18 protein-coding genes and 3 pseudogenes are annotated in these 25,802 nt (G+C 51.7%); 13 read left to right on the top strand and 8 right to left on the bottom strand.

Annotated elements, in window-relative coordinates; translation table 11 throughout:
- Nucleotides 1-600 precede the first annotated feature (600 nt).
- The gene (locus HPC37_RS09470) at nucleotides 601-822 is read left to right on the top strand and encodes an alternative ribosome-rescue factor A (RefSeq protein ID WP_208122882.1); all 222 of its coding nucleotides are present in this window, start codon (nucleotides 601-603) and stop codon (nucleotides 820-822) included.
- Between the two features lie 15 nt (nucleotides 823-837).
- Here HPC37_RS09470 and adk read toward each other — a convergent pair whose 3' ends face one another.
- Nucleotides 838-1,482 (bottom strand): adenylate kinase, encoded by a 645-nt coding sequence (gene adk / locus HPC37_RS09465; protein WP_208122881.1) that lies wholly within the window; start codon nucleotides 1,480-1,482, stop codon nucleotides 838-840.
- A 181-nt stretch (nucleotides 1,483-1,663) separates the two neighbouring features.
- Here adk and HPC37_RS09460 point away from each other — a divergent pair, with 181 nt between their 5' ends.
- Nucleotides 1,664-2,809 carry a zinc-binding metallopeptidase family protein gene (locus tag HPC37_RS09460; RefSeq protein ID WP_208122880.1) on the top strand — a complete coding sequence of 382 codons (1,146 nt, stop codon included), beginning with the start codon at nucleotides 1,664-1,666 and terminating at the stop codon, nucleotides 2,807-2,809.
- 34 nt (nucleotides 2,810-2,843) lie between these two features.
- Here the strand turns inward: HPC37_RS09460 and HPC37_RS09455 are convergent, their stop codons facing one another.
- Together HPC37_RS09455 and HPC37_RS09450 are read right to left on the bottom strand one after the other, a co-directional pair.
- Nucleotides 2,844-5,516 (bottom strand): PqiB family protein, encoded by a 2,673-nt coding sequence (locus HPC37_RS09455; RefSeq protein WP_208122879.1) that lies wholly within the window; start codon nucleotides 5,514-5,516, stop codon nucleotides 2,844-2,846.
- Complete coding sequence (locus HPC37_RS09450) at nucleotides 5,497-6,765, bottom strand: paraquat-inducible protein A (RefSeq protein ID WP_208122878.1); 1,269 nt, start codon at nucleotides 6,763-6,765, stop codon at nucleotides 5,497-5,499. The genes HPC37_RS09455 and HPC37_RS09450 overlap by 20 nt, the downstream gene beginning before the upstream one ends.
- 187 nt (nucleotides 6,766-6,952) lie before the next feature.
- On the opposite strand from HPC37_RS09450, the gene proQ reads away from it, so the two are divergent.
- Nucleotides 6,953-7,627, top strand: coding sequence for an RNA chaperone ProQ (gene proQ / locus HPC37_RS09445; protein ID WP_208122877.1), 675 nt, complete (start codon nucleotides 6,953-6,955; stop codon nucleotides 7,625-7,627).
- An 81-nt stretch (nucleotides 7,628-7,708) separates the two neighbouring features.
- Nucleotides 7,709-9,735: pseudogene (gene prc, locus HPC37_RS09440) on the top strand (carboxy terminal-processing peptidase).
- Nucleotides 9,736-9,788: 53 nt separating this feature from the next.
- On the opposite strand, the gene znuB reads toward prc, so the two are convergent.
- Complete coding sequence (gene znuB / locus HPC37_RS09435) at nucleotides 9,789-10,571, bottom strand: zinc ABC transporter permease subunit ZnuB (protein ID WP_208122876.1); 783 nt, start codon at nucleotides 10,569-10,571, stop codon at nucleotides 9,789-9,791.
- Nucleotides 10,572-10,574: 3 nt separating this feature from the next.
- Entirely contained in the window at nucleotides 10,575-11,369 is a 795-nt protein-coding gene (gene znuC / locus HPC37_RS09430) for a zinc ABC transporter ATP-binding protein ZnuC (protein ID WP_345790036.1), read from the bottom strand.
- A 213-nt stretch (nucleotides 11,370-11,582) separates the two neighbouring features.
- Between znuC and mepM the strand changes: the two genes are divergently transcribed.
- Nucleotides 11,583-13,124 (top strand): murein DD-endopeptidase MepM, encoded by a 1,542-nt coding sequence (gene mepM / locus HPC37_RS09425; RefSeq protein ID WP_208122875.1) that lies wholly within the window; start codon nucleotides 11,583-11,585, stop codon nucleotides 13,122-13,124.
- Nucleotides 13,125-13,184: 60 nt separating this feature from the next.
- Here mepM and htpG read toward each other — a convergent pair whose 3' ends face one another.
- From htpG to HPC37_RS09410, 3 genes are all read right to left on the bottom strand, one after another.
- Nucleotides 13,185-15,065 carry a molecular chaperone HtpG gene (htpG, locus tag HPC37_RS09420; RefSeq protein ID WP_208122874.1) on the bottom strand — a complete coding sequence of 627 codons (1,881 nt, stop codon included), beginning with the start codon at nucleotides 15,063-15,065 and terminating at the stop codon, nucleotides 13,185-13,187.
- A gap of 107 nt (nucleotides 15,066-15,172) precedes the next feature.
- A complete protein-coding gene (locus HPC37_RS09415; RefSeq protein ID WP_208122873.1) occupies nucleotides 15,173-15,817 on the bottom strand; it encodes a DsbA family protein in 645 nt (214 codons plus the stop codon).
- A 16-nt stretch (nucleotides 15,818-15,833) separates the two neighbouring features.
- Nucleotides 15,834-16,103, bottom strand: a complete 270-nt coding sequence (locus tag HPC37_RS09410) for a YihD family protein (protein ID WP_208122872.1) — start codon at nucleotides 16,101-16,103, stop codon at nucleotides 15,834-15,836.
- Between the two features lie 86 nt (nucleotides 16,104-16,189).
- On the opposite strand from HPC37_RS09410, the gene mobA reads away from it, so the two are divergent.
- The 8 genes and pseudogenes from mobA to HPC37_RS09370 form a co-directional block, all read left to right on the top strand.
- Nucleotides 16,190-17,287 carry a molybdenum cofactor guanylyltransferase MobA gene (gene mobA / locus HPC37_RS09405; protein WP_208122871.1) on the top strand — a complete coding sequence of 366 codons (1,098 nt, stop codon included), beginning with the start codon at nucleotides 16,190-16,192 and terminating at the stop codon, nucleotides 17,285-17,287.
- Nucleotides 17,288-17,289: 2 nt separating this feature from the next.
- Nucleotides 17,290-18,675, top strand: coding sequence for a DHA2 family efflux MFS transporter permease subunit (locus tag HPC37_RS09400; RefSeq protein ID WP_208122870.1), 1,386 nt, complete (start codon nucleotides 17,290-17,292; stop codon nucleotides 18,673-18,675).
- A gap of 150 nt (nucleotides 18,676-18,825) precedes the next feature.
- A complete protein-coding gene (locus tag HPC37_RS09395) occupies nucleotides 18,826-20,424 on the top strand; it encodes an ABC transporter substrate-binding protein (protein WP_208122869.1) in 1,599 nt (532 codons plus the stop codon).
- A 320-nt stretch (nucleotides 20,425-20,744) separates the two neighbouring features.
- Nucleotides 20,745-22,340 carry an ABC transporter substrate-binding protein gene (locus HPC37_RS09390; RefSeq protein ID WP_208122868.1) on the top strand — a complete coding sequence of 532 codons (1,596 nt, stop codon included), beginning with the start codon at nucleotides 20,745-20,747 and terminating at the stop codon, nucleotides 22,338-22,340.
- Nucleotides 22,341-22,436: 96 nt separating this feature from the next.
- Nucleotides 22,437-23,447 carry an ABC transporter permease subunit gene (locus tag HPC37_RS09385; RefSeq protein ID WP_208120317.1) on the top strand — a complete coding sequence of 337 codons (1,011 nt, stop codon included), beginning with the start codon at nucleotides 22,437-22,439 and terminating at the stop codon, nucleotides 23,445-23,447.
- 22 nt (nucleotides 23,448-23,469) lie between these two features.
- Nucleotides 23,470-24,373, top strand: a pseudogene (dppC, locus tag HPC37_RS09380) (dipeptide ABC transporter permease DppC).
- A gap of 12 nt (nucleotides 24,374-24,385) precedes the next feature.
- Nucleotides 24,386-25,367: pseudogene (dppD, locus tag HPC37_RS09375) on the top strand (dipeptide ABC transporter ATP-binding protein).
- Nucleotides 25,360-25,802 (top strand): ATP-binding cassette domain-containing protein (locus HPC37_RS09370; RefSeq protein ID WP_208122867.1); only part of this gene is annotated, 443 nt, incomplete at its 3' end. The pseudogene dppD and the gene HPC37_RS09370, both read left to right, overlap by 8 nt.

Below are 25,802 nucleotides of genomic sequence, written 5' to 3'. Positions count from 1 at the left end.
CCCCGATTTCTTTGCTCGCCCAAAGAAATCGGGGAAAGAAAGGGCGTTTGCCCCTGTCCATAAGATATTCGCTTAGCGCCAAATTGCTACGGCTCGCTCGGGATCAAACCCTCACTCGCCTAGCACTTTAGGCACACGCTCAGCATCTTATTCCGGGGGCGGATCGCATCATTAAGTTTTGATTTTTGCAAAACATAAAGTGTGGTTAAAAGAGATTTAAAGTGCGGTTTTACGATAGATGCGACCGCACTTTGATGTTGAAAACACGGAGCGTTGTAGTTAGATCCCGCCATTTTTCGCGCGGAAATGGAGCGGTTGGTTGAATTTCAAGGAAGCATTTGAGCGCCTGCATCAAATGCGACGTAGAAATTCCCAACAAGTGAGATTTCCTTAAAAATGGCTGTCGTTTCTTTGCTTCCTTTCTTTGGACAAGCAAAGAAAGGAAGTCGCCAACGGCGAAACCGTAGCGCTATGACGGAGTGATGAAAGAAAACAGATCACCAAAGATGGTGACAACGGAGTTATGACCCAATCAAACCCACCATTTGCACCCAAAGCAAAAGTGCGTATAATAAACGCCAAATTAACCAAGGAGAAACGATGAGCAAAAAGAAATTAAACAACGCCTACCAGCATCAACGCGGCGTCATCAACGACAACGCACTCAAAGCGCTGGTGACCGACAAACTCTTTCGAGAACGTATTGAAAAACCCAAAAAGGGTAAAGGTAGCTACCGACGCAAAGCGCGATGTGGCAACCACTATGACAAAAGCCCAGTGGCAACCGTTTTCAAAAATGGTTACCACTGGGCTTTTTGCTAAGCCTTCAACCGCACTTTAGCCTAAAATCGATTTCAACTCTTGGCTTACGCTGTCCACACTTTGTGTGCCGTCGAGGCGGAAGTATTGTGTATTGCCATCGCGGGCTTCTTGCTGATAGTACTCCACCAATGGCTTGGTGGTGTTGTGGTAGATTTTTAAGCGATCCAGCACGGTTTCTGGCTTGTCATCCGCACGGATAATTAAGTCTTCACCAGTGACATCATCTTTGCCGTCCACTTTAGGCGGATTGTACACCACATGATAGACACGCCCTGATGGCTGATGCACGCGCCGGCCACTCATGCGTTCAACAATCACTTCATCGGGCACATCAAACTCCAGCACATAATCGACTTTGATATTCGCCTCTTTCAACGCATCAGCTTGCGGAATGGTGCGCGGGAAACCGTCGAGCAAAAAGCCGTTTTTGGCATCATCTTGCGCCACGCGCTCTTTCACCAAGGCGATGATCAAATCATCGGGCACGAGCTTGCCGGCATCCATCAGCACTTTGGCTTGCTTGCCCAGCTCGCTGCCGGCTTTGATGGCCGCGCGCAGCATGTCGCCGGTGGAGATTTGCGGGATGTTGTATTCGTTCATGATGAATTGGGCCTGAGTGCCTTTGCCAGCACCTGGCGCGCCGAGGAGGATAATGTTCATAAATGCTCTCTTTTGAATTAACAATAGGCTTATAACATACCGCTCAACAGCCATAAACTCAAGTGTTGATTAAACAAATTGTGCGCTGGCGCAAGTTGTGAATGTTGCAAAAGTTTGTTGTAAATCATCTCACGCGGCCCGAGTGCGTTTTATAATAGCGCCATTGACATTGGAGGCTGTTGTGACCGACCCATTATTAGAGCGCTTTTTTCGTTATTTGGCATTTGATTGCCAAACCAAGCTGCGCGGGCACAAGCTGCAAGCCTGCCCAGGCCAACGCGCACTGGCAGAGCAGTTGCGCGCTGAGCTTGCCGAGCTGGGCTTAAAAGAGATAACCCTCGCAAAAGATGGCAGCCTGACCGCACTTTTGCCTGCCAGCACGGCGAATAAGCCCACCATCGGCTTTTTGCTGGATTTAGCCACCCCTGCGGAGCTGGCTTGCAAAGACGTTGCCCCTGAAATTTTGCCGAGCTACCGCGGCGGGGATATTTCGCTCGGGGAGAGCAATGTGTGCATCAGCCCCGTGCAATTCCCGTTTATGCACCAGCTGCATGAGCAAACCTTAATTATTGGTGATGGCAAACACGGCCTCGGCGCGCAAAGTAAAGGCGCCATCGCGCTTGTGATGACGCTGCTTGAGCAGCTACAAGGCCAAACGCGCGCTAACAATTTGCGTGTGGCGTTTGTACCTGATAACGCCGTGGCGCTTGACGCGCGCTTTTTTGATGACTTTCACTGTGATGTGATGTTCAGCCTGCAGGCCGAAGGCGTTGGGCGCTTGGAGGTGGAAAACCTTTACAGCGCCGATCTGGCCATTGTGCTTGCCGATGACGGTGAGGGCAATGTGTTGGAGTACGGCTGTGCGCTGCAGCACCACTTTTCTCGCCACATTAGCCACGGCTTACAGCTGCTGGAGTTGCAAGGCAATGAACAACAAGTGAAGATGCACTACCGCGTGTCGGCGTTGGCGCGCGCGGGCTTTGACGAATGCCTAAGTGCGGTTGAACGCGCGCTGGAAAACGCCCAGCGCACCGGCGTGGCCGCGCGTTTTCAGCTCGGTGATGTGGTGGAGAATATGGCCGCGAACGTGGCGCAATCACCGCTGGCGCTGAAAGTAGCACAGCGTGCAGCGCGCCAATGCGGGCTGGATTTAGCCACAGGCTGCGCGCTCACCACACCAATGGGCGCGCATTTGGCCCGCTTTGGCATTGCTTGCCCGAGTTTGTCCATCGGTGGGTTTAATTTTGCCACCCGCAAGGCGCTGCTGAGCCTGCAAGGGATGCAGCTCTCAGGCGAGATCATGGCGCAAATGGTGATTGACGGCTAAGCAAAGTGCGCTTGACCGCACTTTGCCTTTTGCGCTATTGCGCTGCGCCTTGGTTCCACTGCTTGGAATTGTCTGGCAATTGCTGTTGCAGCAAGAAGCGTTGGTTTGGCTTGGCCATCGGTTGCACCACTTGCCCTGACGGCGTGCCAAAGGTGATGCCGCCTTTTAAGAATTGCTGCATGCTGCCGGTTTCAAACGCAAAGCCCTTCAAGCCCACATCAAAGCTGTAGCCGGATGAAATCCAAAATTGCGAATTGTTGCGCACCAAGTGCTTGTATTGATTGCCGATTATCACATCCACCAACACGCGATCGCCCAACTGGCTTAAGCGCATTTTTTTCACGATCCCCACTTCCACGCCGCGGTATTGCACCGGCGATCCTTCCGAGAGGTTAAACGCACTGGTGGTTTCCAAAATCAGCGGCAGGCCTGTTGTGAATTTGGTCGAGAGGCTTTGCTGCTGGTGCAGCGTGAAGGTTTTGGCACTCGCGCCTTGGCCGAGTTGCACGTCAATGTAGGGCTGCAACAAGCTGTCGATGTTTTCAATCGCGCCGGCGGAAATTTCAGGTGAAATCACACTAAAGCTGCTGCCTTTTTTGCTCACCAGCGCGTAGTATTGCCCTTGAATCAGCGCGCGGGCTTTGATGCGGTTATTTTTGCTGTCTAAATCCAACGCGCTGAGCTCGCCGATGGTTAGGCCTTTGTAGCGCACAGGCATGCCGATGCTCAAATTTTTCGCATCTTGGGCGTAGAAAATCAGCTCATTGCCCGCCGATTGCGCAGCGGTTTCACTGGCAAATAAGGTGGCTGATTGGTTCGCCGCGCCCAGGTTGTCAAAGCTGATTGCGCCCTTGAGCGTGCGCATAATCGGGCTGGCCTGCACACTCACGCCTTTAGGGGAGAGGTCCACTTTCGCGGCGCTGGCAATCCAAAACTTAGAGCGTTTGGTGAGCAAAGTGCGGTACGGCTTGTCGATAAACACATCGACCTCAAAGGCGTTTTGCGTTGGCCGCACGTTGACGATGTGCCCGACAGGGAACTGCTTGTAGAGCACTAATGAGCCTTTATCAATGCCTGAAAGGCTTTGCGCTTTGAGCGTGATCGTCGGTTTGAGGTTGCCGCTGTCGATGCCCGCGTTGGCGTCGTCCACGTCTTTATACAACGGGTAGGTTTTCAGCGGTTCGCCTTGGCCCTTTTCTTCAGGCATGGCGACCACGCGAATGCCACCTTGCAGCCATTTTTCAGGCGTGGCGGCGTTGAATTGAATGCCGTCGACGCCAATTTTGACATCCAAATTGGACGCCGCAACAAATTTGCTGTTGGCGTGAATCAAGTGGCGGTATTCTTCCGCTATCGCCAGCTGAAACTCCACACCGTCAATGGATACATCGCGTTTAGCGATTTCGCCGATGCGGATGCCGTTGTAATAAATCCCTTGGCCGACATTGACGTTGTAGGTTTCAGGCGCTTTGAGGTTGAGCACCAAGGTGTTTGGCAGGCTGAGCAATAATTCAGATTGTGTCAGCACTTTAAAGCTTTCTTGCGCCTCGCCGCCCTCGCCTTGAATCAAGGTGAAAGAGGGGCCGGCTAAGAGTTTGTCAAGGCTGCTGAAACTGGCTGAGCTCAGGGAATTTTCATTGAGCACAATTTTGGTCGAGCTTTTCAGCAACTTTTTCATATTTTGGTTCAGCAGCAATTGGCCGGCGACATAGTGGCTTGGCTTGTCGCTGGTGTTGCCATCTAACGTGAGCAGGGAGCCGACTTTGAAATTTTGGTAATACACTGGCGTGGTGTTGACTTTCAACCCTGGAATGTTCGGGATTTGCACATCGACAATAATGCCACGCTGCGCTGCTTTTTGATCGGCGTAGAGCGTGAAGGTGGCGCCACTCTCCGCCGGCGGTGATTCTTTTGGTGAGTCAAACGACACACCGCCCATGATCATTGAAGTGACGCTGTCCACATCAACGCTGATGCCTGACAGGCTCACATCGGCTTGAATGCCGGAACTGTTCCAAAAGCGAGAGTTTTCTTTCACCAAATGGACATACGGCTTTTGGATCACCACATCAATTTCGACTTTTTGCTGATCTTGCAAAAAGCGGTAATCAGCGATGGTGCCCACGGGCATTTTGCGGTAATAAACTGACGCGCCCGAGGAGATCGAGCCTAAGCTGTCGGCCAGCAGGTGAATTAAAATATCGCCTTGGTCGAGCTGCGCCATTGGCCCTTCGGATTCCGCCACAAATTCATCGGCGCTTTCACCGTCACCAGGCGAGAGCGTGATGTAGTTACCGGAGACCAACGCATCAAGGCCTGAAACACCCGCCAGCGAGGCGCTCGGTTGCACCAGCCAGAATTTGGTGTTTTCACGCAAAATGGTTTTGGCGGCGGTGTCGATGCTGGCGGTGACTTCAATTTGTTTTAAATCGTCGGTGAACCGCACTTTTTTCACGAGCCCAACCTGCAGGCCTTGGTAGCGAATCGGCGTTTTGTTGGCGGTGATGCCCGCGCCATTGGTGAAATAGATGGTGATGGTTTCACCGCGCTCGTCCAAAATGCGGGCAAACAGGGCAATGCCGATAATCAGCGCGACAATCGGCAGCAGCCAAAACGGCGAAATGCTGCGCAAGCGACGAATCGTGGCACTGCGCGGTTTGTCTTGCGGCGCGGTTTTGGGTTGAGGGTCAAGCTTGTTGTCTGTCATAGAGTTTCCACAAAATTCGGCTGTCAAATTGCTCGGCGGCAATCATGGTTAAAAACACCGCTGCGCCAAAATAAAAGGCGGCAGGGCCTACGGAAAAATTAATAATCTGCCCGCGGGCGACCAGCGACATCATCAAAGATAATACAAATAAATCTAGCATAGACCAGCGGCCAACAAAATGCACAAAATGCAACAATTTCATTTTAAAGTGAATGTGGCGGGCGTTTTGGGTGTGCACACTCACCAGCAAATAAATCAACGCAAACACTTTGCTAAAAGGCACAAAAATACTGGCGGTGAAGACCACAAAGGCGACAAAATAGCTGCCTTGTTGCAAAAACGACCACACGCCTGAAATCAGCGTATCACCGCTGGCCACGCCATTGAGGTAGATAAACGAAATCGGCAACACATTGGCCGGGATCAGCATAATCATGCCCGCAATCAGCGCCGCCCACGTGCGCTGAAGTTTGATTTTATCGTTGATATCGAGCAGTGATTCGCAGCGCGGGCAGTAAAGCCGGCCTTGGGTGTCTTTCACGCCGCGGTGTTCTTCAAAGGCAAATTCGCAGCAGTGGCATTGGCGAATGGTGCCAGTGACCGCACTTTCATCGCGCGGGTAGTGAAAGCGCGGGTAAAATTCGTTCCACAACGCCAGCGGGTTGATTTTGATAAACAGCAACGTGGTTAAAAGTGCGGTGAAGACAAACGCGCTGAAGTAAATATCAATATGCAAATCGGCATACTCCCGCACTTTAAACGCCGCCACGCCCAGGCTGACGAGGTAGACATCCAGCATCACCCAGGGTTTGATGTAGCCAAGCATTAACAATAAATTGCGCGGGCGGTGGTCAAAGCGCTTGGCCAGCCACAAAAACAGCACCAGCGCGGCAAAGCACAGCGGCATAATAATCGCGCACAGCAGCACCATAAAGCCGGTGTAGACATCGCCGCCGACGGCAATATTCCACGCGCCGCTCCATACCGAGGCGTGAATCGGCACGCCGAGCAGGTCAATGCTTAGTAGTGGGAAGGTGAAGGCAAAGGGCATTAAAATCAAAATCGACAGCGCAATGATCGCGCAGCGGTTTAAACTCCAGCGGCTGCCTGAGCGCAACAGGTGGCCACAACGCGGGCAATCGGCGCTTTGCTTGCCGTGCAGGCGCGGAATGTCGACAAGCAAGTCGCACTCTTCGCAACGCAGCAAGTGGTCGTTTTCGGTTCGGTAAAATCGCGCGCTAATGGCCATATCTCCCTTGGTTTGATTGGCGCTAAGTATAATACAATCTCAAATTAATGACTATGTTGAATGTAAAAGTGCGGTTTGTGGCGCAAAACGCCACTTTATATTGTCATTGTGGGCGAATTTACGCTAGACTATGGCACTATATTTCTCTTTAATGAATTCATTTTCGACCATTGCACAGGAAGCATTAATGTCTGACGAAATTCAAAACGCGCAAGCCAGTGCCGAGCAGGCCAGCAGCGCACCAACCCAAAATTCAAAATTTGCCAACCAAAAAGCAGTGCTGGCGTATCTCAACGAAAAATTCCCGCGCTGTTTCACCCTCGAAGGCGAAGCCCGCCCGCTGAAAATTGGCATTTTCCAAGATTTGGCCACCGCGTTGGAAGGCGATGAAAACGTGAGCAAAACGCAAATCCGCCACGCCTTGCGCCACTACACCTCCAGCTGGCGTTATCTCTACGGCTGCAAAGAAGGCGCGGTGCGCGTTGACCTCGACGGCAATGACGCCGGTGCCTTGGAGCAAGAGCACATTGAGCACGCCCAAGCCGAGCTAAAAGAAGCCAAAGCGCGCGTGGCGCAACGCCGTGCCCAGCAAAACGCGAATAAAAAAGATGAACGAAAAGGCAAAAGTGCGGTCAAAGCCGTGAAAAAACCGCGCCCGGCGAAAGCGCCAAGCAAAGCACCGAAAGTGAATTTAAAAGCGGTGCAAGCCGACACCCTCGCGAAAGGCGAGGCAGTGAAGGTGAAAGTGGCCGAGCGCATCAATGACGCGGTGGTGCTGGATGTGATGAAAGATGCCGCCAAAGTGCAGCTCAACAGCGGCATGACACTCAACGTGCCATTTGAACATTTATACCACGCGTAAACTCAACAGCCATCGCACTTGGTCGCCCAATGTGCGGTGTTTTGTTTTTTGAACGTAAAAAGTAATGACAAGGTAGTCGTAATGAAGCTTAAAAAACTACAGCAGGGGCTCAGCGCCCTTTTGTTAGTTTCTTTTTTCTCTTTTTCACAGGCGAGTTTTGCGCTCAAGCCTGCGATCACCTATGAGCAAATCAAAATGCCCGAAATGGGCGAAAGCCAGTCGATTGCCGCCAAGCGGGTAACCGCGCGCTTGACGCAATCCCATTATCGCAAGTTTACGCTTGATGATGCGTTTGCGAAAAAAATCTTCACGCGCTATCTCAACTTTTTGGATTACAGCCACAACACGTTTTTGCAATCGGATGTGGACAAACTGCGCCAACAAGCCGACGAGCAACTCACCCAAGGGTTGTATAATGGCGATTTAACGCTGGCTCGCAACGCCTACCAACTGATGGCGCAGCGCCGTTATGAGCGCTTTAAATATCTGCTCACCTTGCTTGATAAAGAGCCCGATCTCAACGGTGGCGATCAAATTGAAATTGACCGCTCGAAAATGACCACCTGGCCAAAAGACGAAGCGGAGCTCGACAAACTGTGGCTGCAACGCTACAAAAACGACGTGATTTCTGAGCGGTTGAAAAACAAAAATGGCCAGAGATTAAAAAACGCCTGACCAAGCGCTACAATTTGGCGATCAAACGCTTGACGCAAACCAAAGCAGACGACATTTCTCAGCTGTTTTTGAATTCCTTCGCGCGTGAGATTGACCCGCACACCAGCTATCTTTCACCGCGCAGCGCCAAAAGTTTCACCGAAGATATGAACCTCTCACTTGAGGGCATTGGCGCAACCTTGCAATCAGAAGATGACGAAACCGTGATCCGCTCACTGGTGCCTGGGGCGCCGGCGGAGAAAAGCAAACGCATCGCGCCGGGGGATAAAATCCTCGGTGTCGGGCAAGCCAAAGGCGAGATTGAAGATGTGATCGGCTGGCGGCTTGATGACGTGGTGGATAAAATCAAAGGCAAAAAAGGCACCAAAGTGCGGTTGGAAATTCAACCCGCCAAAGGGGGCCGCACTAAAATTGTCACCTTAGTGCGCGATAAAATTCGCATTGAAGACAACGCCGCAAAGCTTGAGATCAACAAAATTGATGGCAAAAACATCGGCGTGATTAAAATCAAAAGCTTCTACATTGGCTTGACCGACGATGTGCGCAAATTGCTGCTTGATGCCGAGAAGAAAAAAATCGCGGCCTTGGTGATTGATCTGCGCAACAACGGCGGCGGCGCGCTGACCGAAGCGGTGGGCATGAGCGGCTTGTTTATCTCAGACGGGCCGGTGGTGCAAGTGCGTGATGCCTACAACCGCATCCGCATTCATCAAGACCCTGACAGCACGCAAGTCTACGGCGGCCCGCTGGTGGTGATGATTAACCGCTATAGCGCCTCGGCCAGTGAAATTTTTGCCGCGGCGATGCAAGATTACCACCGTGCGCTGATTTTAGGCCAAAAAACCTTCGGCAAAGGCACCGTGCAACAAAGCCGACCGTTGAATTTTGTCTACGACATCAACGAGTTGCCGCTGGGTTTTATTCAGTACACAATTCAAAAATTCTACCGCATCAATGGTGGCAGCACACAAATCAAAGGCGTGGAGCCAGAGATTGCCTTCCCTGAGCGTATCGACATCAAAGAAAACGGTGAAAGCAGTGAAGACAATGCGCTGCCGTGGGATAAAATCCCTGCGGCCAACTACACCGCCCAGGCCAGCGAAAAAGGCGCGATTGACTACCTTGTGCCGCGCCATGAAAAACGCATGGCCAATGAGCGTGAATTTATCGAGCTGAAAAAAGACTTAGAAATTCAACAAGCCCGCGCGGAGCGCAAATTCCTCTCGCTTAATCTCAAAGAGCGCAAAGAGGAAAACGACAAAGACGACGCGCGCCGCTTGGCGGTGCTCAACGCGCGCTTTAAAGCTGAAGGCAAAAAGCCGCTCAAATCCATTGACGATTTGCCGAAAGACTACGAAGCGCCCGACTTCTACGCCACCGAGGCCGAACACATTGCCGCTGATTACGCGCAATACCTCAGCGAGAAGAAATAACCGCACTTTGTGTTTTACAAACAAAAGCCTGCATGATGCAGGCTTTTTTATGCTCAATGCTGACGTTTGAATAAGGAGAGCGCAAACATTGCCGCGGCGCCAATCACAATCGACGGGCCGGCGGGGGTGTCGTAAAAGGCAGAAAGGGTGAGGCCTAAGGTGATGTCTATCGCGCTGATGACAAAGGCAAAACCCACCATTTGCTCTGGCGTGTGGGCAAAGCGCCGCGCAGTGGCGGCGGGGATAATCAGCAGCGAGGTGATGATAAGCGCACCGACAAATTTCATGCTTAAGGCGATGGTTAGTGCGGTGATCAGCACAATCAACAAGCGTGCGCGTTTAACGTTCACGCCCTCGACCTGCGCCAGCTCGGGGCTGATGGTGGTGGAGAGAAAGGCCTTCCACTGCCATAGCAAAATGCTCAACACAATCAGCGCGCCCGCGCCGACCCAGCGCAAATCGTCGTAGTCCACCGAGAGAATATCGCCAAAAAGATAAGACATCAAATCCACCCGCACGTTTTGCATTAGCGCAATCGCCACCACCCCCAAAGAAAGTGCGCTGTGGGCGATGGTGCCGAGAATGGTGTCAAGCGAGTAGGCGGTGTGATTTTCAAGCCACACCAGTGCCACGGCAATCACCAGCACCATAATCACCACCGCTAGGTACGGATTAAGCGAGAAAAATAGCCCCAGCGCTACACCTAACAGCGAGGCGTGAGAGAGGGTGTCGCCGAAATAAGACATTTTGCGCCACACCACAAACGAGCCAAGGGGCGCGGTGATGGTGGAAAGCACCATGCCGCACAGCCAGGCAGGGAAGAGAATATCAAACATCGCTTATTCCTTATGTTGGCACACCACATCGGGGCGTGTTGGCTGGTTGTTGGCGCAGCACACATCACCGTGGAGGTTGTGTTTGTGGTTGTGGTGGTGGGTGTAGAGCGCAAAGGTTTGCGCAAATTGATCGCCAAAGTAGTGGATAAATTGCGGGTGCTCTGACACTGCCTGCGGCGTGCCCGCGCAGCACAAATGCTGATTGACGCACAACACATGATCGGTGTTGGCCATCACGATGTGGAGATCGTGAGAAACCATCAGCACCGCGCAGTTGAATTTAGATTTGCTTTGGTTAATCAGCTGATAAAGCTCGGCTTGGCCGGTGATGTCCACTCCTTGCACCGGCTCATCAAGCACCAGTAAGGTCGGGCGATTTAACAGCGCGCGGGCGAGCAGCACCCGTTGCATCTCGCCGCCGGAGAGCTTGTGCATGGTTTGCGCTTTCAAATGGGTGATTTTCAGCTCCGCTAGCACCTCATCACGCGCATTTTTATTGCAAAAGCGGTTGAGAGAGAGGAACTTTTTCACCGTGATCGGCAGCGTCGGGTCAAGGTGAATTTTCTGCGGCACATAGCCAATGCGCAGCCCTTTGGCGTGCTTGACGCGCCCTTGGCTTGGTGCGATGAGTTTGAGCAGCACTTTCAGCAAGGTGGATTTGCCCCCGCCATTAGGCCCCACAATGGTGGTGACCGTGTTGGGGAAGAGCGTGAGGTTGATGTGGCTTAAAATCGTTTTGTCGCCCACCATCACCGTGATGTCTTGCAATTCAATTAATGGGGAGGGTTGAGTTGTCACCGCACTTTGCCTTGTGATAAAAACGCAAGAATAGCCGATTTTCGCGAGCGAGACAATATGTTGCTCAATAATCCAACAGTGGTGAGTGATAAATCAGCAATTGCACCGCACTTTAGAACTTTTGGCCGTGATTTGCTGTCTTAACACTATCTTTAATTAGGCACGGGGCTCACTTTGCCGTAAAATAAGCGCGATTAACCAAGAGACTATGAAGTGAAAAACGTTATTTTAGCCCGCGATCGAAAACGTCGTCAGCGTAACCGCAAAATTGCTTTTGTGACGCTGTTTGTCCTGCTGTGGGCGCTGGCACTTTATTTTCTCTACCCGTCGCTGTTCCCCAAGCATGAAAGCGCGCAAGACGCCCAGCACCCCACCGAATATGTTGCCACGGAAGATTTAGTTCCGAAAACGGCGCAAAATGCCCCTGAAACTGGTGCAGAAACACAAAGTGCGGTCTCGCCTGAAGCTGACCAAGCGAGTTCCAGCGAAGAGGGGCAAGAGTCAGCCGAAAGTGAGGCAAATGAAGGCACGCTTGCCCAAAGTGACGACAGCCAAGACGGTGAAGACGATGGCCTTGCAGGCAAAGATGATGAAGTCGAGCCAGGCTCGGAGAATTTAACCGATAATACCGACTTTTTGCCGCCTGAAGCGCAAGATGCCATCGACACCTTAATTGATGCCGCTGATCAAGCCTGGCGGATTAACAATCAGTTTAGTGAAACGGTGGTCGGCGGCGAAACGCTGCAAGATATTTTAGAGCAATCTGGCCAAGATCCAAAAGTGGCGAAAGCGCTGATTGCGCAATACCCAGAGTTGAAAAAACTCAAAGCGGGCCAACAATTTTATTGGGTGTTGGATAAAAACGACCAGGTGGAATACATCAACTGGCTGGTTTCTGACGCGCAAGAACAAATCTTCCAGCGCCAAGCCGACGGCAAATTCAAGCGTCAAATTCTTGAGAAGAAAAGTGTTTGGAAAACCGAGGTGATCAAAGGCGAGATTTCAGGCAGCTTTTCCGCCAGCTTGAACCGCAAGGGGCTCTCTTTACGCCAAATCAAATTGCTCTCCAACGCGCTGCAATGGCAGGTGAAAATGCGCGAACTGCACAAGGGAGACAAATTCGCGATTTTGATGACGCGGGAATATCTAGGCGACAAACTCACCGGCCAAGGCAAGGTCGACGCCATCCATGTGCTGCACAACGGCAAAAGTTATTACGCCATTCAAGCGGCCAATGGTGCTTATTTCAACGTGAATGGGGAAACGCTTGGGCGCGGCTTCGCGCGTTATCCGCTCACCCGCCAGCCGCGGATTTCTTCCCCGTTTAACCCGTATCGTCGCCACCCGATCACCAAGCGTGTGTCGCCGCACAAAGGGGTCGATTTCTCTGTGCCGTTGGGCACGCCGGTGATTGCGCCAGCCGATGGGCAGGTGGTGAAGGTGGCCTATCAAGCGCGCGGTGCGGGGCGCTATTTGGTGTTGCAACACGGGCGCAATTACAAAACGGTGTATATGCACTTAAGCCGCACGTTGGTCAAACCGGGCCAGCAAATCAAGCGCGGGCAGCGCATTGCCCTTTCAGGCAACACAGGGCGCTCAACCGGACCGCATTTGCATTATGAATTTCACATCAACGATCGCCCCGTCAACCCGATGACGGTGAAGCTGCCGGGCAACAACGCCGGGCTGCCGGCCAAAGAGCGTAAGGCCTTCTTGGCGAAAGCGAAAAAAGTGGTGCAGCAGTTAAAACTTTGATTTAGACATAAAAAAGTGCGGTCAAGCAAACGCTGACCGCACTTTGTGTTTTGGCGTTGGTTAGCCTAACAATTTGTTCATGCGTTTGATAAACGCTGCCGGGTTTTCCAACGCGCCGCGCTCTGAGAGCAGCGCTTGGTCAAGCAGCAATTCCACCCACTCGGCAAACTCCGCCTCATCGCTGATATCCGCGGTGCGTTTCACCAAATTGTGCTCAGGGTTGAGCTCAAAGGTGTATTTCACCTCCGGCACCGCTTGGCCGGCGGCAGCGAAGAGTTTCGCCATTTGCGTGGTCATTTGATCATTATCGGTCGAGACCACCGCCGGCGTGTCGCTGAGGCGATGGGTCAAGCGCACGTCTTTTACGCGCTCACCCAAGTAGCCTTTCACGCGCTCAATGAAAGAGGCAAATTCCTCATCTTTGGCTTTTTGCGCGCTTTCTTCGTCTTTGTCCGCCAGCTCACCTAAATCGAGGTCGGATTTGGTGATGGCTTGCAGCAGCTTGCTGTCAAATTCGGTTAAGTAGCCAAGCATAAACTCATCAATGCGATCCGAGAGCAGCAGTACTTCAATGCCTTTTTTGTTGAACAGCTCCAAGTGCGGGCTGTTTTTTGCCGCAATGTAGCTGTCGGCGGTGAGGTAATAAATTGCTTTCTGGCCCTCTTTCATGCGCGCGATGTAGTCCTCCAACGACACCGTTTGCTCGCTGGAATCGATGTGCGTGCTAGCAAAGCGCAGCAATTTGGCGATCGCCTCTTTGTTGGCAAAATCTTCCGCCACGCCCTCTTTGAGCACCAGGCCGAACTCCTTCCAAAACGCGGCGTATTTGTCTTTGTCTTGGCTGAGTTTTTCCATCATGCCCAGCGCGCGTTTGGTCAGCGCTTTGCGCAATGCTTGGGTGATTTTGTTATCTTGCAAAATTTCACGCGAGACATTAAGCGGCAAGTCATTGGAGTCGATCAAGCCTTTCATAAAGCGCAAATAGTTCGGCATAAATTGCTCGGCGTCGTCCATGATGAACACGCGTTGCACATAGAGCTTCAAGCCGTGTTTGTATTCGCGGTTGAACAGATCCCACGGTGCTTTTTCAGGCAAGTAGAGCAGGCTGGTGTATTCTTGCTTGCCCTCCACGCGGTTGTGCGCCCACAGCAGTGGATCGTTGAAATCGTGGGAAATGTGCTTATAAAATTCTTTATATTCGTCGTCGGAAATCTCGGATTTATTGCGAGTCCACAGCGCTTGCGCTTTGTTAACTTTTTCCCATTTCACGCCCGTTTCTTTGCCGTCGTCGTCAAATTCTTGCACCAGCAATTCCACCGGCAAATCGATGTGATCGGAGTATTTGTTGATCACCTCACGCAGCCGCCAGTCGTCTAAAAAGGCTTTTTCGTCTTCACGCAAATGCAGCGTGATCTCGGTGCCGCGCTCGGCTTTTTCGATATCCGCCACGCTGTATTCACCCTCCCCGCTGGACTCCCACAGCACGCCTTTATCCGCACTTTCACCGGCTTGGCGGCTTTTCACGCTGACTTTATCCGCCACAATAAAGGCAGAATAAAAGCCAACCCCAAATTGGCCGATGAGGTTAGAGTCTTTGGCATTTTCCGCCCCCAGTTCGTTTAAAAACGCTTTGGTGCCAGATTTGGCGATGGTGCCGAGGTTGTCGATGATTTGCTCGCGGTTCATGCCGATGCCGTTGTCGCTGATGGTCAGCGTGCCGTTGTCTTTATCAGCACTGATGCGCACGCGCAGCTCGCCGTCGCCTTCATACAATTCAGGCGTGCTCAAGGCTTTAAAGCGCAGCTTGTCGGCGGCGTCAGAGGCGTTGGAAATCAGCTCACGCAGGAAAATTTCTTTATTGGAATACAGTGAGTGGATCATCAATTGCAGCAGTTGCTTCACTTCCGATTGAAATCCACGGGTTTCTTGATTTTGGCTCATAATTTATCCTTTTAAAAAACATCACCGTTTAGATATAAGGCTCAAAATCACAATTTCAAGGGCAAAAATAAACCCACCAAGCGGTGGGTTTGAAAGGCAAAGTGCGGTTATTTGTTGAGCAAATACAGCACGGTTTGGGCGTAGTGCTCGGCAAATTGGGCGATGCCGTTGTTGTCGCTGACATCAAATTTGAAGCCCTCAACCAGCAATTTTTGGTTGCCGTTGACGAAAAACGCCGGCACGCCTTCAATTTGCTGTTTGTATTGCTCAAAGGCTTGGTTTTGTTGGTTCACCCAGCCGTTGACGGCAAAGCTGTTGATGCCGCCGTCAAAGCTCTCAGCGCTCACGCCTGCGTCGATAAACACTTGGCGGATGTCGTCCATTGAGTTGATTTTGCCCGCTTGGGTGGCGTTAAACAGCGCGTCTTCCACTTTGTCTGTGGTGTTGGAAACATTCGCAAAGGCCCACGCACGGCTTAAGTTTTCAGACTGACGGCCTAAAAAGTTGACGTGGTATTGCACAAACTCCGCGCCTTCAGGCAAGCCTGAACGCACTTTTTGTGGGATTTTGTACTCTTGCTCAAACGCGGCGCAGTGCGGGCAGTAGAACGAGAAAAACTCGATCACTTGTTTGTTCGCTGCGCGTGGCAGCTCCACACTTTGGTACTGCTTGCCTTGTTCAGGGGTGAAATTCTCCGCCAAGCTTGGCAGGGCGAAAAGCGCCACGAGCGCCATCACAATCCATTTTTTCATTGAATGTCCTTATTGCTTAGTCTTTCAAGATGCCGCGGGATTTTAAAAGTGCGGTTTTGAAATCGTCTTCGTAGTCTTTTTTGATGCCTGGGATCGGCGCGTGTTTGTCGGTGCCGGCCATTTTCAAGTGATAGATAATCACCTCATCGGTGAGCTCCGCCACGGGTTTGTCAAAGCCGGCCTCATCGGCGATTTTTTGCAAAATTTGCGTTAAGTGGAGATCGGGCTCTTGTGACCAATAGGGTTGCAGCAGCTCTAATACTTCATTTAAACGATGACATTTCATAACTTATCCTAATGAATAACTATTTGGTGATCAATGGGGGCGATGATACCATTGTATGAACCATTTCTAAAGAGAGATTGATAAAAATGGACGCAATTGATGCTGTCATTTTGTGCGGTGGGCTATCCAGACGCATGCAAGGTGAAGACAAAGGTTTGCAGTTGTTGCACCAAAAGCCGCTGTTTGAGTGGGTCTATGACCGGCTCAAAGGGCAAGTGCGCTCGGTGCTCATCAACGCTAACCGCCACCTTGAGCGCTACGCCCAAAGTGGCCTGCCGGTGGTGAAAGATGAGCTCGACGGCTTTTTGGGGCCACTGAGTGGCATGCTCACAGGCCTAATGCACGCGCAAAGTGACTGCGTGCTGTTTGTGCCGTGCGACGCGCCTTTTTTGCCGTCGGATCTTTGCGCGCGCCTTTATGCCCAATTAGAGCAAAGTGCGGTTGACATTGCCTATGTCAGCGACGGCGAGCGCGAGCACCCCACCTTTGTGCTGATGCGCCGCAGCTTGATCCCGTATTTGCAGGATTATCTTTTCGGCGGCGGGCGCAAGGTGCGTGATTTTATGCAGCGTCAGCGCTACACGGTGGTGGATTTTTCCGACCAAGCCAGCCGCTTCGCCAACATCAATTACCCCGAGCAACTGCGCGAACTTGACCGCACTTTGCCTACCCAGCAAGCCCTACCGATGCTCGGCATCAGCGGGTATAGCGGCAGTGGCAAAACCACGTTGCTGGAAAAACTGCTGCCCGCGCTGGCAGCGCGTCAGTTGCGCGTGAGTGTAATCAAACACACGCACCACCACATTCAAACCGACAAGCCGGGCAAAGACAGCGCGCGTATGACCGAAGCGGGCGCCAAGCAAGTGGCGGTGACCTGCGATCAACGCTGGGCGATCATGACCGAAACGCCAAAGCCGGTGGCGCTGGCCACCTTGGCTGCGCAGTTTGACCGCACGCTTTCAGATGTGATTTTGGTGGAAGGCTTCAAACACGAGCCGATTGACAAAATCCTCGTTTATCGCCGCGCACTCGGCAAAGCGCCGCCCGCGCTGGATGAACACGTGCTAGCCGTGGCCACCGACACACCGTGGCCGCAGGCGCAAAGTGCGGTCTGTTTTGATATCAATGATGTTGAGCGCATCGCCGATTTTGTGCTTGACTGGTGGCAAAAACAAGGCGTGTAGCGATGCTCAAAAGTCAGCGCGGGCTCGCGTGGGTTGCCTCAACCGCACTTTTCATGCAAACGCTGGATGCCACCATCCTCAACACCGCGCTGCCAGCCATCGCGCTGGATCTCAACCAATCCCCCTTGCAAATGCAACTGGCGGTCATTAGCTACGCGTTGACCATGGCGCTGTTTATCCCGCTTAGCGGTTGGCTGGCCGATCGCTTCGGCACGCTGAGCATGTTCCGCTTGGCGATTGTGCTGTTTGTGCTCGGCTCGCTGTGTTGTGCGCTGGCCACCACGTTGGATTATCTCGTCGCCTCGCGCGTGCTGCAAGGCTTGGGTGGGGCGTTGCTGATGCCCACCGCGCGGCTGTCGATCATCAAATCGGTGCCGCGCAATGAGGTGCTTAGCGTGTGGAATATGATGGTGATGGCCGGCCTCATCGGCCCGATTATGGGGCCTGTGCTGGGCGGCTGGCTGGTGACGTACGCCAGCTGGCACTGGATATTTCTCATCAACATCCCCATCGGTGTGCTTGGCCTGTGGCTCAGTGGGCGGTTTATGCCGAATATGCAAAGTGCGGTCGGCCGCCTGGATTGGCGCGGCTTTGTGCTCTTTGGTTGCGCGCTGGTGGGGCTGACCTTGGGGCTGGATATGTTCGCCTCGCGCGCCCATTCGCTTAAGCTTGCCGCGCTGGTGCTTGGCGCAGGGCTGGTGCTGTTGCTCGCGTATTATCTTTACGCCAAGTGCATCGACAAGCCATTGTTGAGCTTTGCACTGTTTCGCTACCGCACGTTTGCCATCGGCACGCAGGCTAATTTGATGCTGCGCCTGTGCGGCTCCGGCGTGCCGTTTTTGCTGCCGCTGATGCTGCAAGTCGCGCTGGGCTATTCCGCCCAGCTTGCCGGCTGGCTGCTGGTGCCCATTGCGATTAGCTCGATTTTATCCAAGCCGTTAATGCGCCCGTGTCTGGTGCGGCTGGGTTATCGCAACGTGCTGCTGCTCGCCACCCTCGCGCTGGCCTCAAGCCTTGTGCTGTTTGGCTTGATGGCACCGAAGGTGGCGCTTGGCTGGCTGTTGGTGTCATTGGTGATTTATGGCGTGGCAATGTCAACGCTGTTCACCGCCACTAACACACTCACCATCAGTGAATTTTCGGCCGAGCAAAACAGCGAGGGCTCAACGTTGCTGAGCGTGACCCAGCAAGTGGGCCTAAGTTTGGGCATCGCCTTTGCCGCAGTGGTGTTGAACATTTACTTGGCCCTTTATGGCCAAAGTGCGGTTTTGCAAGCGTTTCATGCCGCGTTTTTCACCGTGGCGGGCTTGTGTGTGGTGCAATTGTGGATTATTTCACGCCTTAAACGAGATGATGGCGCTAATATGAATCGCCCAAAGATGAAATAATAGGCAGTTGCTAAATCCGCGCGGCTGTATTACAGTTGTTAGAACATTTAGTTATATTCAAGATCGATAAACTATTTTGATAGTTCCGTGATAAAGGCTATCTTGTTTGCACGGTTTATGCCTGCATATTGTTGATTCCGAGGGGGAATAATGAAACTTAGAGCAACACTCTCTTTAACCGCACTTTTAGTGGCTGTCAGCACTAGCGCCTCAGCCTTAGACAAAGATACATTTATCAACTGCACCAGCCGCGCGCCAGGTGGCTTTAGCCCTGCCTTGGAGATGGACGGCATTTCCTATAACGCCAGCTCGCAACAAGTGTATGAGCGCTTGGTTGGCTTTGTGCGCGGCACAACCGATTTAGAGCCGGCCTTGGCGGAAAGCTGGGATATTAGCGACGACGGGTTGGAATACACCTTCCATTTGCGCAAAGGGGTGAAATTCCACTCAAACAAAGTATTTAAACCAACGCGTGATTTCAACGCTGACGACGTATTGTTCTCGTTCAATCGCCAATGGAAAGAAGACAACCCATACCACAGCGTATCCAAAGGGACGTATCCGTACTTTAATGCGATGAAAATGAGCCAATTGCTCAAATCGATTGAAAAAGTCGATGACTACACCGTGAAATTCACGCTGCAATATCCGTTCTCGCCATTCTTGGCCACCATTGCGATGGACTTTGCCTCGATTTATTCCAAAGAATATGCCGATAATATGCTCAAAGCAGGCAAGCCTGAAACCATCGATCGCGAGCCAATCGGCACCGGCCCGTTTGTGTTTGACGGCTACAAACTTGACCAAGCGATTCGCTTTTCCGCCAATGAAGACTACTGGCGTGAAGTGGCACCCATCAAACGCTTGATCTTCAGCATCACACCCGATGCCACCGCCCGTTATGCCAAATTGCAAACTGGCCGCTGCGACATGATGGACTTCCCGAACAGTGCCGATTTGGAAAAAATGAAACACGACCCGAAAATTCAGATGATTGAAAAAGAAGGGATGAACGTGTCTTACATCGCCATGAACGTGGAAAAAGCACCGTTTGACAACCCAAAAGTGCGCCAAGCGTTGAACTACGCCACCGATAAAGACTCCATCATCAAAGTGGTGTATCAAGGCGCCGGTAAGCCTGCGAAAAACCCATTGCCACCGACAGTGTGGGGCTACAACGATGCGATCAAAGACTATCCATTTGATCTTGAAAAAGCGAAAAAATTACTCGCCGAGGCAGGTTATCCGAACGGCTTTGAAAGCGAGCTGTGGGTGCAACCTGTGGTGCGCGCCTCCAACCCGAACCCGCGCCGCTTAGCCGAGATTTTGCAAAACGACTGGGCGAAAATTGGCGTGAAAGTCAAACTGGTCAGCTACGAATGGGGTGATTATGTCAAACGCTCCAAAGAGGGCTTGTTGACTGCGGGCATCTTCGGCTGGTCAGGCGATAACGGTGACCCAGATAACTTTTTCACACCGCTGTTGAGCTGTGCGAGCATTGGTTATAGCAACTATGCGCGCTGGTGCAACAAGCCGTTTGACCAATTGCTGGAGCAAGCCACCAAAATCTTTGACCAAGGTGAGCGCACCAAGCTCTATGAAAAAGCGCAAGTGATTGTCAAAGACGAGGCGCCGTGGATCCCAATTGCGCACTCAATTACCTCAACGCCGTTGAGCTTGCGTGTGCGTGACTATAAACAAAGCCCATTTGGTTATAGCTACTTCTACGGCGTGCGCCTGGCGGATTAATCTTGACCGCACTTTGAGTATGGCAGCTGCGGCTGCCATTTTTTACGCCGAGATTTTAACAAATTCCTAACGGATTAATCGTTAGTTGCTATTTGGTGTTTCGGCAAAATTGCCAAGTGCGGTTCAAGAAGGGCAAGAAAAACTTTAAAATTTGCAGAAAATCACGCCAATTTTTTGACGAACCTTCAATTTTTAACAATTAGTTATGTATAAATATTGTTAAATAAGTCAATTAGTGTTATCAATGAAGACAAGCACATGCAAAGCCTGCGCTTACTTACCTAACTTTGATACTTTTTGATTGACTATGGAGTGCATTGATGAAGAAATTAACCACCTTATCATTAACGGCCGTTGCGCTTGCCGTGGCGGTGAATGCTCACGCAGAAAACAAAACGCTGGTGTATTGCTCTGAAGCCTCGCCTTCGTCATTTAACCCACAATTGGTGACCGATGGTGCGTCTATCGACGCCAGTGGCCAGGCGATTTATAACCGCTTGACCGAGTTCAAACGCGGCACAACAGAGGTGCAACCATCACTGGCAGAAAGCTGGGAGATCAGCGATGATGGCTTGGTTTACACCTTCCATTTGCGCAAAGGCGTGAAGTTTCAATCAAACAAAGATTTCAAACCAACTCGTGAGATGACCGCCGACGACGTGGTGTTCTCATTTGAGCGTCAAATGAACGACAAACACCCGTACCACAATGTGTCTAACCTCGGGTATGAATATTTTGTCGGCATGGATATGCAAAATATCCTCGACCGTGTTGAAAAGGTAGATGACCACACCGTGAGATTCCACCTCAAGCAGCCAAATGCGCCGTTTTTGGCTAACCTCGGCATGGATTTTGCCTCCATTCTCTCGCAAGAGTATGCCGATGCCATGCTTAAAGCCGGCTCTCCAGACAAAGTGGACAAAAACCCAATCGGTACTGGCCCATTTGAATTTGTCAGCTACAAAAAAGACGCCAGCATTCGCTACAAAGCCTTTGATGACTACTGGAAAGGCCGCTCAAAAATCGACCGCTTAGTCTTCGCCATCACACCGGATGCGTCTGTGCGTTATGCCAAACTGCAAAAAGGCGAGTGTCAAATCATGCCGTATCCAAACCCAGCGGATATCGAGCAGATGAAAAACGAGAAAAACATCAAAGTGATGGAAGAAGCAGGCCTGAACATCGGCTATTTGGCGTTTAACACCAAAAAAGCGCCGTTTGACAACGAAAAAGTGCGCCAAGCGTTGAATTTGGCGGTGAATAAAGATGCGATCATCGACGCGGTGTTCCTCGGTGCGGCAGACAAAGCGAAAAACCCAATTCCACCAACCATGTGGAGCTACAACGACAGCGTGAAAGACTACCCATATGACGTTGAAAAGGCCAAAGCATTGCTTAAAGAAGCGGGTTTTGAAAAAGGCTTTGATACCGAAATTTGGGCGATGCCAGTCTCCCGCCCATACAACCCGAACGCACGCCGTATGGCGGAGTTGATTCAGTCCGACTGGGCCGCTGTGGGCGTGAAGGCGAAAATCGTCAGCTTTGAGTGGGGTGAATACCTCCAACGCATGAAAAAAGGCGAGCACCCAACAGGCTTGATGGGCTGGACAGGTGACAACGGTGACCCAGATAACTTCTTCGGCACTTTGTTAAGCTGCGCCTCTGCAGAGCAGGGCTCAAACTACGCGAAGTTCTGTTATCAACCGTTCAACGATCTTGTGACCAAAGCGGTGCAAGTGACAGACCAAGCTGAGCGCACCAAGCTCTACGAGCAAGCGCAAGTGGTGTTCAAAGAACAAGCGCCATGGATTACCATCGCTCACTCCAAAACATTCTTGCCACTGCGCAGCAATGTGAAAAATTATGTGATCGATCCATTTGGCTTACATAACTTTTATTATGTAGAATTAGAATAATATTTGAATTTAACCGCACTTTTATGGTAAAAGTGCGGTCTTCCTCTTCATTGTCATCAGTTTTACCTAAATGACAACTTTCGAGAAAAACGAGCTATGTTGCAATTTATCTTAAAACGTATTTTGATGATTATCCCCACTTTCATCGGGATAACATTATTTACATTTGCGTTGATTCACTTTATCCCAGGGGACCCTGTGGAGATTCGCATGGGTGAGCGTGGGCTCTCGCCTGAAATGCACGCGCAAATGTTGCATCAAATGGGGTTAGACTTACCGTTATATCAGCAGTATTTTAATTACCTCACCGATCTCTTCCACGGTGATTTAGGGATTTCATTTAAAAACAGCCAGCCGGTGATTGACGAATTTTTAAGCCTCTTTCCCGCTACCATTGAGCTGGCCACCTGCGCGATTTTGTTTGCGGTGCTGTTGGGCATCCCGATCGGGATTTTAGCCGCCGTTAAGCGCGGCTCGGTGTTTGACCACAGCGTGATGGCCGTTTCTCTCACCGGCTACTCCATGCCGATTTTCTGGTGGGGCTTGTTGCTGATGCTGGTGATGTCGGTGCAACTGGATTTAACGCCGGTATCAGGACGCATTGGCGCAGAATATTGGATAGATGATGTCACCGGCTTCATGCTCGTTGACAGCTGGCTCTCAGGCGAGCCGGGCGCCTTTGCCTCGGCGCTGTCGCACTTGGTGCTGCCATCGATTGTGCTCGGCACCATCCCACTGGCGGTGATTTCGCGCATGACGCGCTCGTCAATGCTTGAAGTGCTCGGTGAAGACTACATCCGCACCGCGCGCGCCAAAGGGCTTTCAAAAATGCGCGTGATTATTGTCCATGCGCTTCGCAACGCGCTGATCCCCGTAGTCACCGTGGTGGGGCTGATTGTCGGCCAGCTGCTGTCAGGCGCGATTTTAACCGAAACCATCTTCGCCTGGCCAGGCATTGGTAAGTGGGTGATTGAGGCTATTCGCGCGCGTGACTACCCTGTGGTGCAAGGGGCGGTGTTGATCATTGCCACCATCATCATTTTGGTGAACTTGTTTGTGGATTTGCTCTACGGCATTTTGAACCCACGCATTAGTCATCGCAAATAATTCTTGGAGTGAGCACAACGTTATGTCAGAAAACGCAATTGAAGTAAAACCTCTCGCGCCAGCACCCAAGGGGCCCATTGCTGAATTTTGGTCTCATTTTAGCCACAGCAAGGGCGCGGTGATTGGCCTGAGTTATATCGTTCTTATTTTCTTAGTCAGCGTGTTTGCCGATGTGGTCGCCCCCCCATGACCCGATTTCGCAAGCGCGTGACGCCCTCCTGCTGCCGCCAGCGTGGCTTGATGGCGGCAACTGGAGCTACATTTTAGGCACCGACGATGTTGGCCGTGATATTCTCTCGCGTCTGATTCACGGCGCGCGCTTGTCGTTATTTATCGGGCTTTTAGTGGTTGGCTTGTCACTGGTGTTTGGGGTGATTTTAGGCCTGATCGCAGGCTATTTTGGCGGCATTATTGATATCATCATCATGCGCATCATTGATATTATGCTCGCGCTGCCAAGCTTGCTGTTGGCGATTGCTATTGTCGCGGTGCTGGGGCCGTCGTTAATCAACGCCTCCTTCGCCATCGCTTTTGTTTCGCTGCCAAGCTATGTGCGCTTAACCAGGGCGTCGGTGCTTAACGAAATCAACCGTGATTACGTTACCGCCTCCCGCGTGGCCGGCTCAAGTGCGCTGCGCTTGATGTTTATCACCATTTTGCCAAACTGCTTAGCGCCATTGATTGTGCAAACCACATTGGGCTTTTCGAATGCGATTTTGGATATGGCCGCATTGGGCTTTTTGGGTATCGGTGCTCAGCCACCAACACCTGAGTGGGGTGCGATGCTGGCGGAAGCCTTGCAATTTGTGCAGCGTGCATGGTGGGTGGTGACCTTCCCAGGCTTGGCGATTTTGCTCACGGTGTTGGCCTTCAACTTGATGGGTGACGGCTTGCGTGACGCGCTCGATCCAAAATTAAAACAATAAGTGGGGCAAAAGATGTCATTACTCGAAGTTAACGAATTATCCGTTCATTTTGGCGATGAGAAAACCCCGTTCAAGGCGGTGGACCGCGTCAGTTACAAAATTAAACAAGGCGAAGTGCTCGGCATTGTGGGTGAGTCGGGCTCGGGCAAATCGGTCAGTTCACTGGCTGTGATGGGCTTGATTGACTACCCAGGGCGCGTGTCTGCAACCGCACTTAACTTTGCTGATCATGATCTGTTATCCATCAGTGAAGACCAAAAGCGCGAGCTAATTGGCTCTGAAATCGCGATGATTTTCCAAGACCCAATGACCAGCCTCAATCCAGCCTACACCGTCGGCTTTCAAATTATGGAGGCACTGAAAGTGCACGAGGGTGGCACCAAGCAAAGCCGCCGTGAGCGCACATTGGAGCTGCTGAACTTGGTGGGTATTCCTGACCCTGAATCCCGCTTGTCGGTCTATCCGCACCAATTATCGGGCGGCATGAGCCAGCGGGTGATGATCGCGATGGCGATTGCCTGCCGGCCAAAATTGTTGATTGCCGATGAACCGACAACCGCACTTGATGTTACTATTCAAGCGCAGATTATTGATTTGCTCCTCGAATTGCAGAAAAAGAAACATGGCATTGGTGCTCATTACTCACGATTTGGCCTTGGTGGCAGAAGCGGCCGAGCGCATTTTGGTGATGTATGCCGGCCAAGTGGTGGAAGAGGGCACGGCACAAGCGATTTTTGCTCAACCGATGCACCCTTATACCCAAGCGTTGTTGCAATCCTTGCCAGAATTTGCAGTGGGCAAATCCCGCCTGCATTCACTGCCAGGGGTGGTGCCAGGCAAATACGACCGCCCACGCGGGTGCCTGCTCAACCCACGCTGCCCGTATGCCACCGATGAATGTCGCGCCAAAGAGCCAGAAATGCGCCACATTGGCGAGCGACGCGTGAAATGTTTTACGCCACTTAATGCGCAAGGAGAGCCTGTTCATGTCTGATCTGCAACACACACCAACACCTGAGCAGCCAACTTTGCTGCGTGGCGTGAATTTGAAAAAATATTACCCGGTGAAAAAGGGGCTGTTTGCGCCGCAACAAATGGTCAAAGCCCTCGATGGCGTGTCATTTGAGCTCGGCCGTGGCAAAACCTTGGCCGTGGTAGGGGAATCTGGCTGTGGCAAGTCAACCCTTGCGCGGCTGTTAACCATGATTGAACACCCAACCGAGGGTGAGCTTTATTACAACGGGCAAAACTTTTTAGTCAACGACGCACAGGTGAAAAAACTCCGCCGTGAGAAAATTCAAATTGTGTTCCAAAACCCGTACGCCTCGCTCAATCCGCGCCAGAAAGTGGGCAAAATTTTAGAAGAGCCACTATTGATTAACACCAAGCTGAGCGCGAAAGAGCGTAAAGCGCGGGTGCTGGAAATTAT

It is taken from the genome of Spirabiliibacterium mucosae, from assembly GCF_014884965.1.
GTDB classification, from domain to species: Bacteria; Pseudomonadota; Gammaproteobacteria; order Enterobacterales; family Pasteurellaceae; genus Spirabiliibacterium; species Spirabiliibacterium mucosae.
This window is presented reverse-complemented; position numbering and strand designations above follow the sequence as displayed.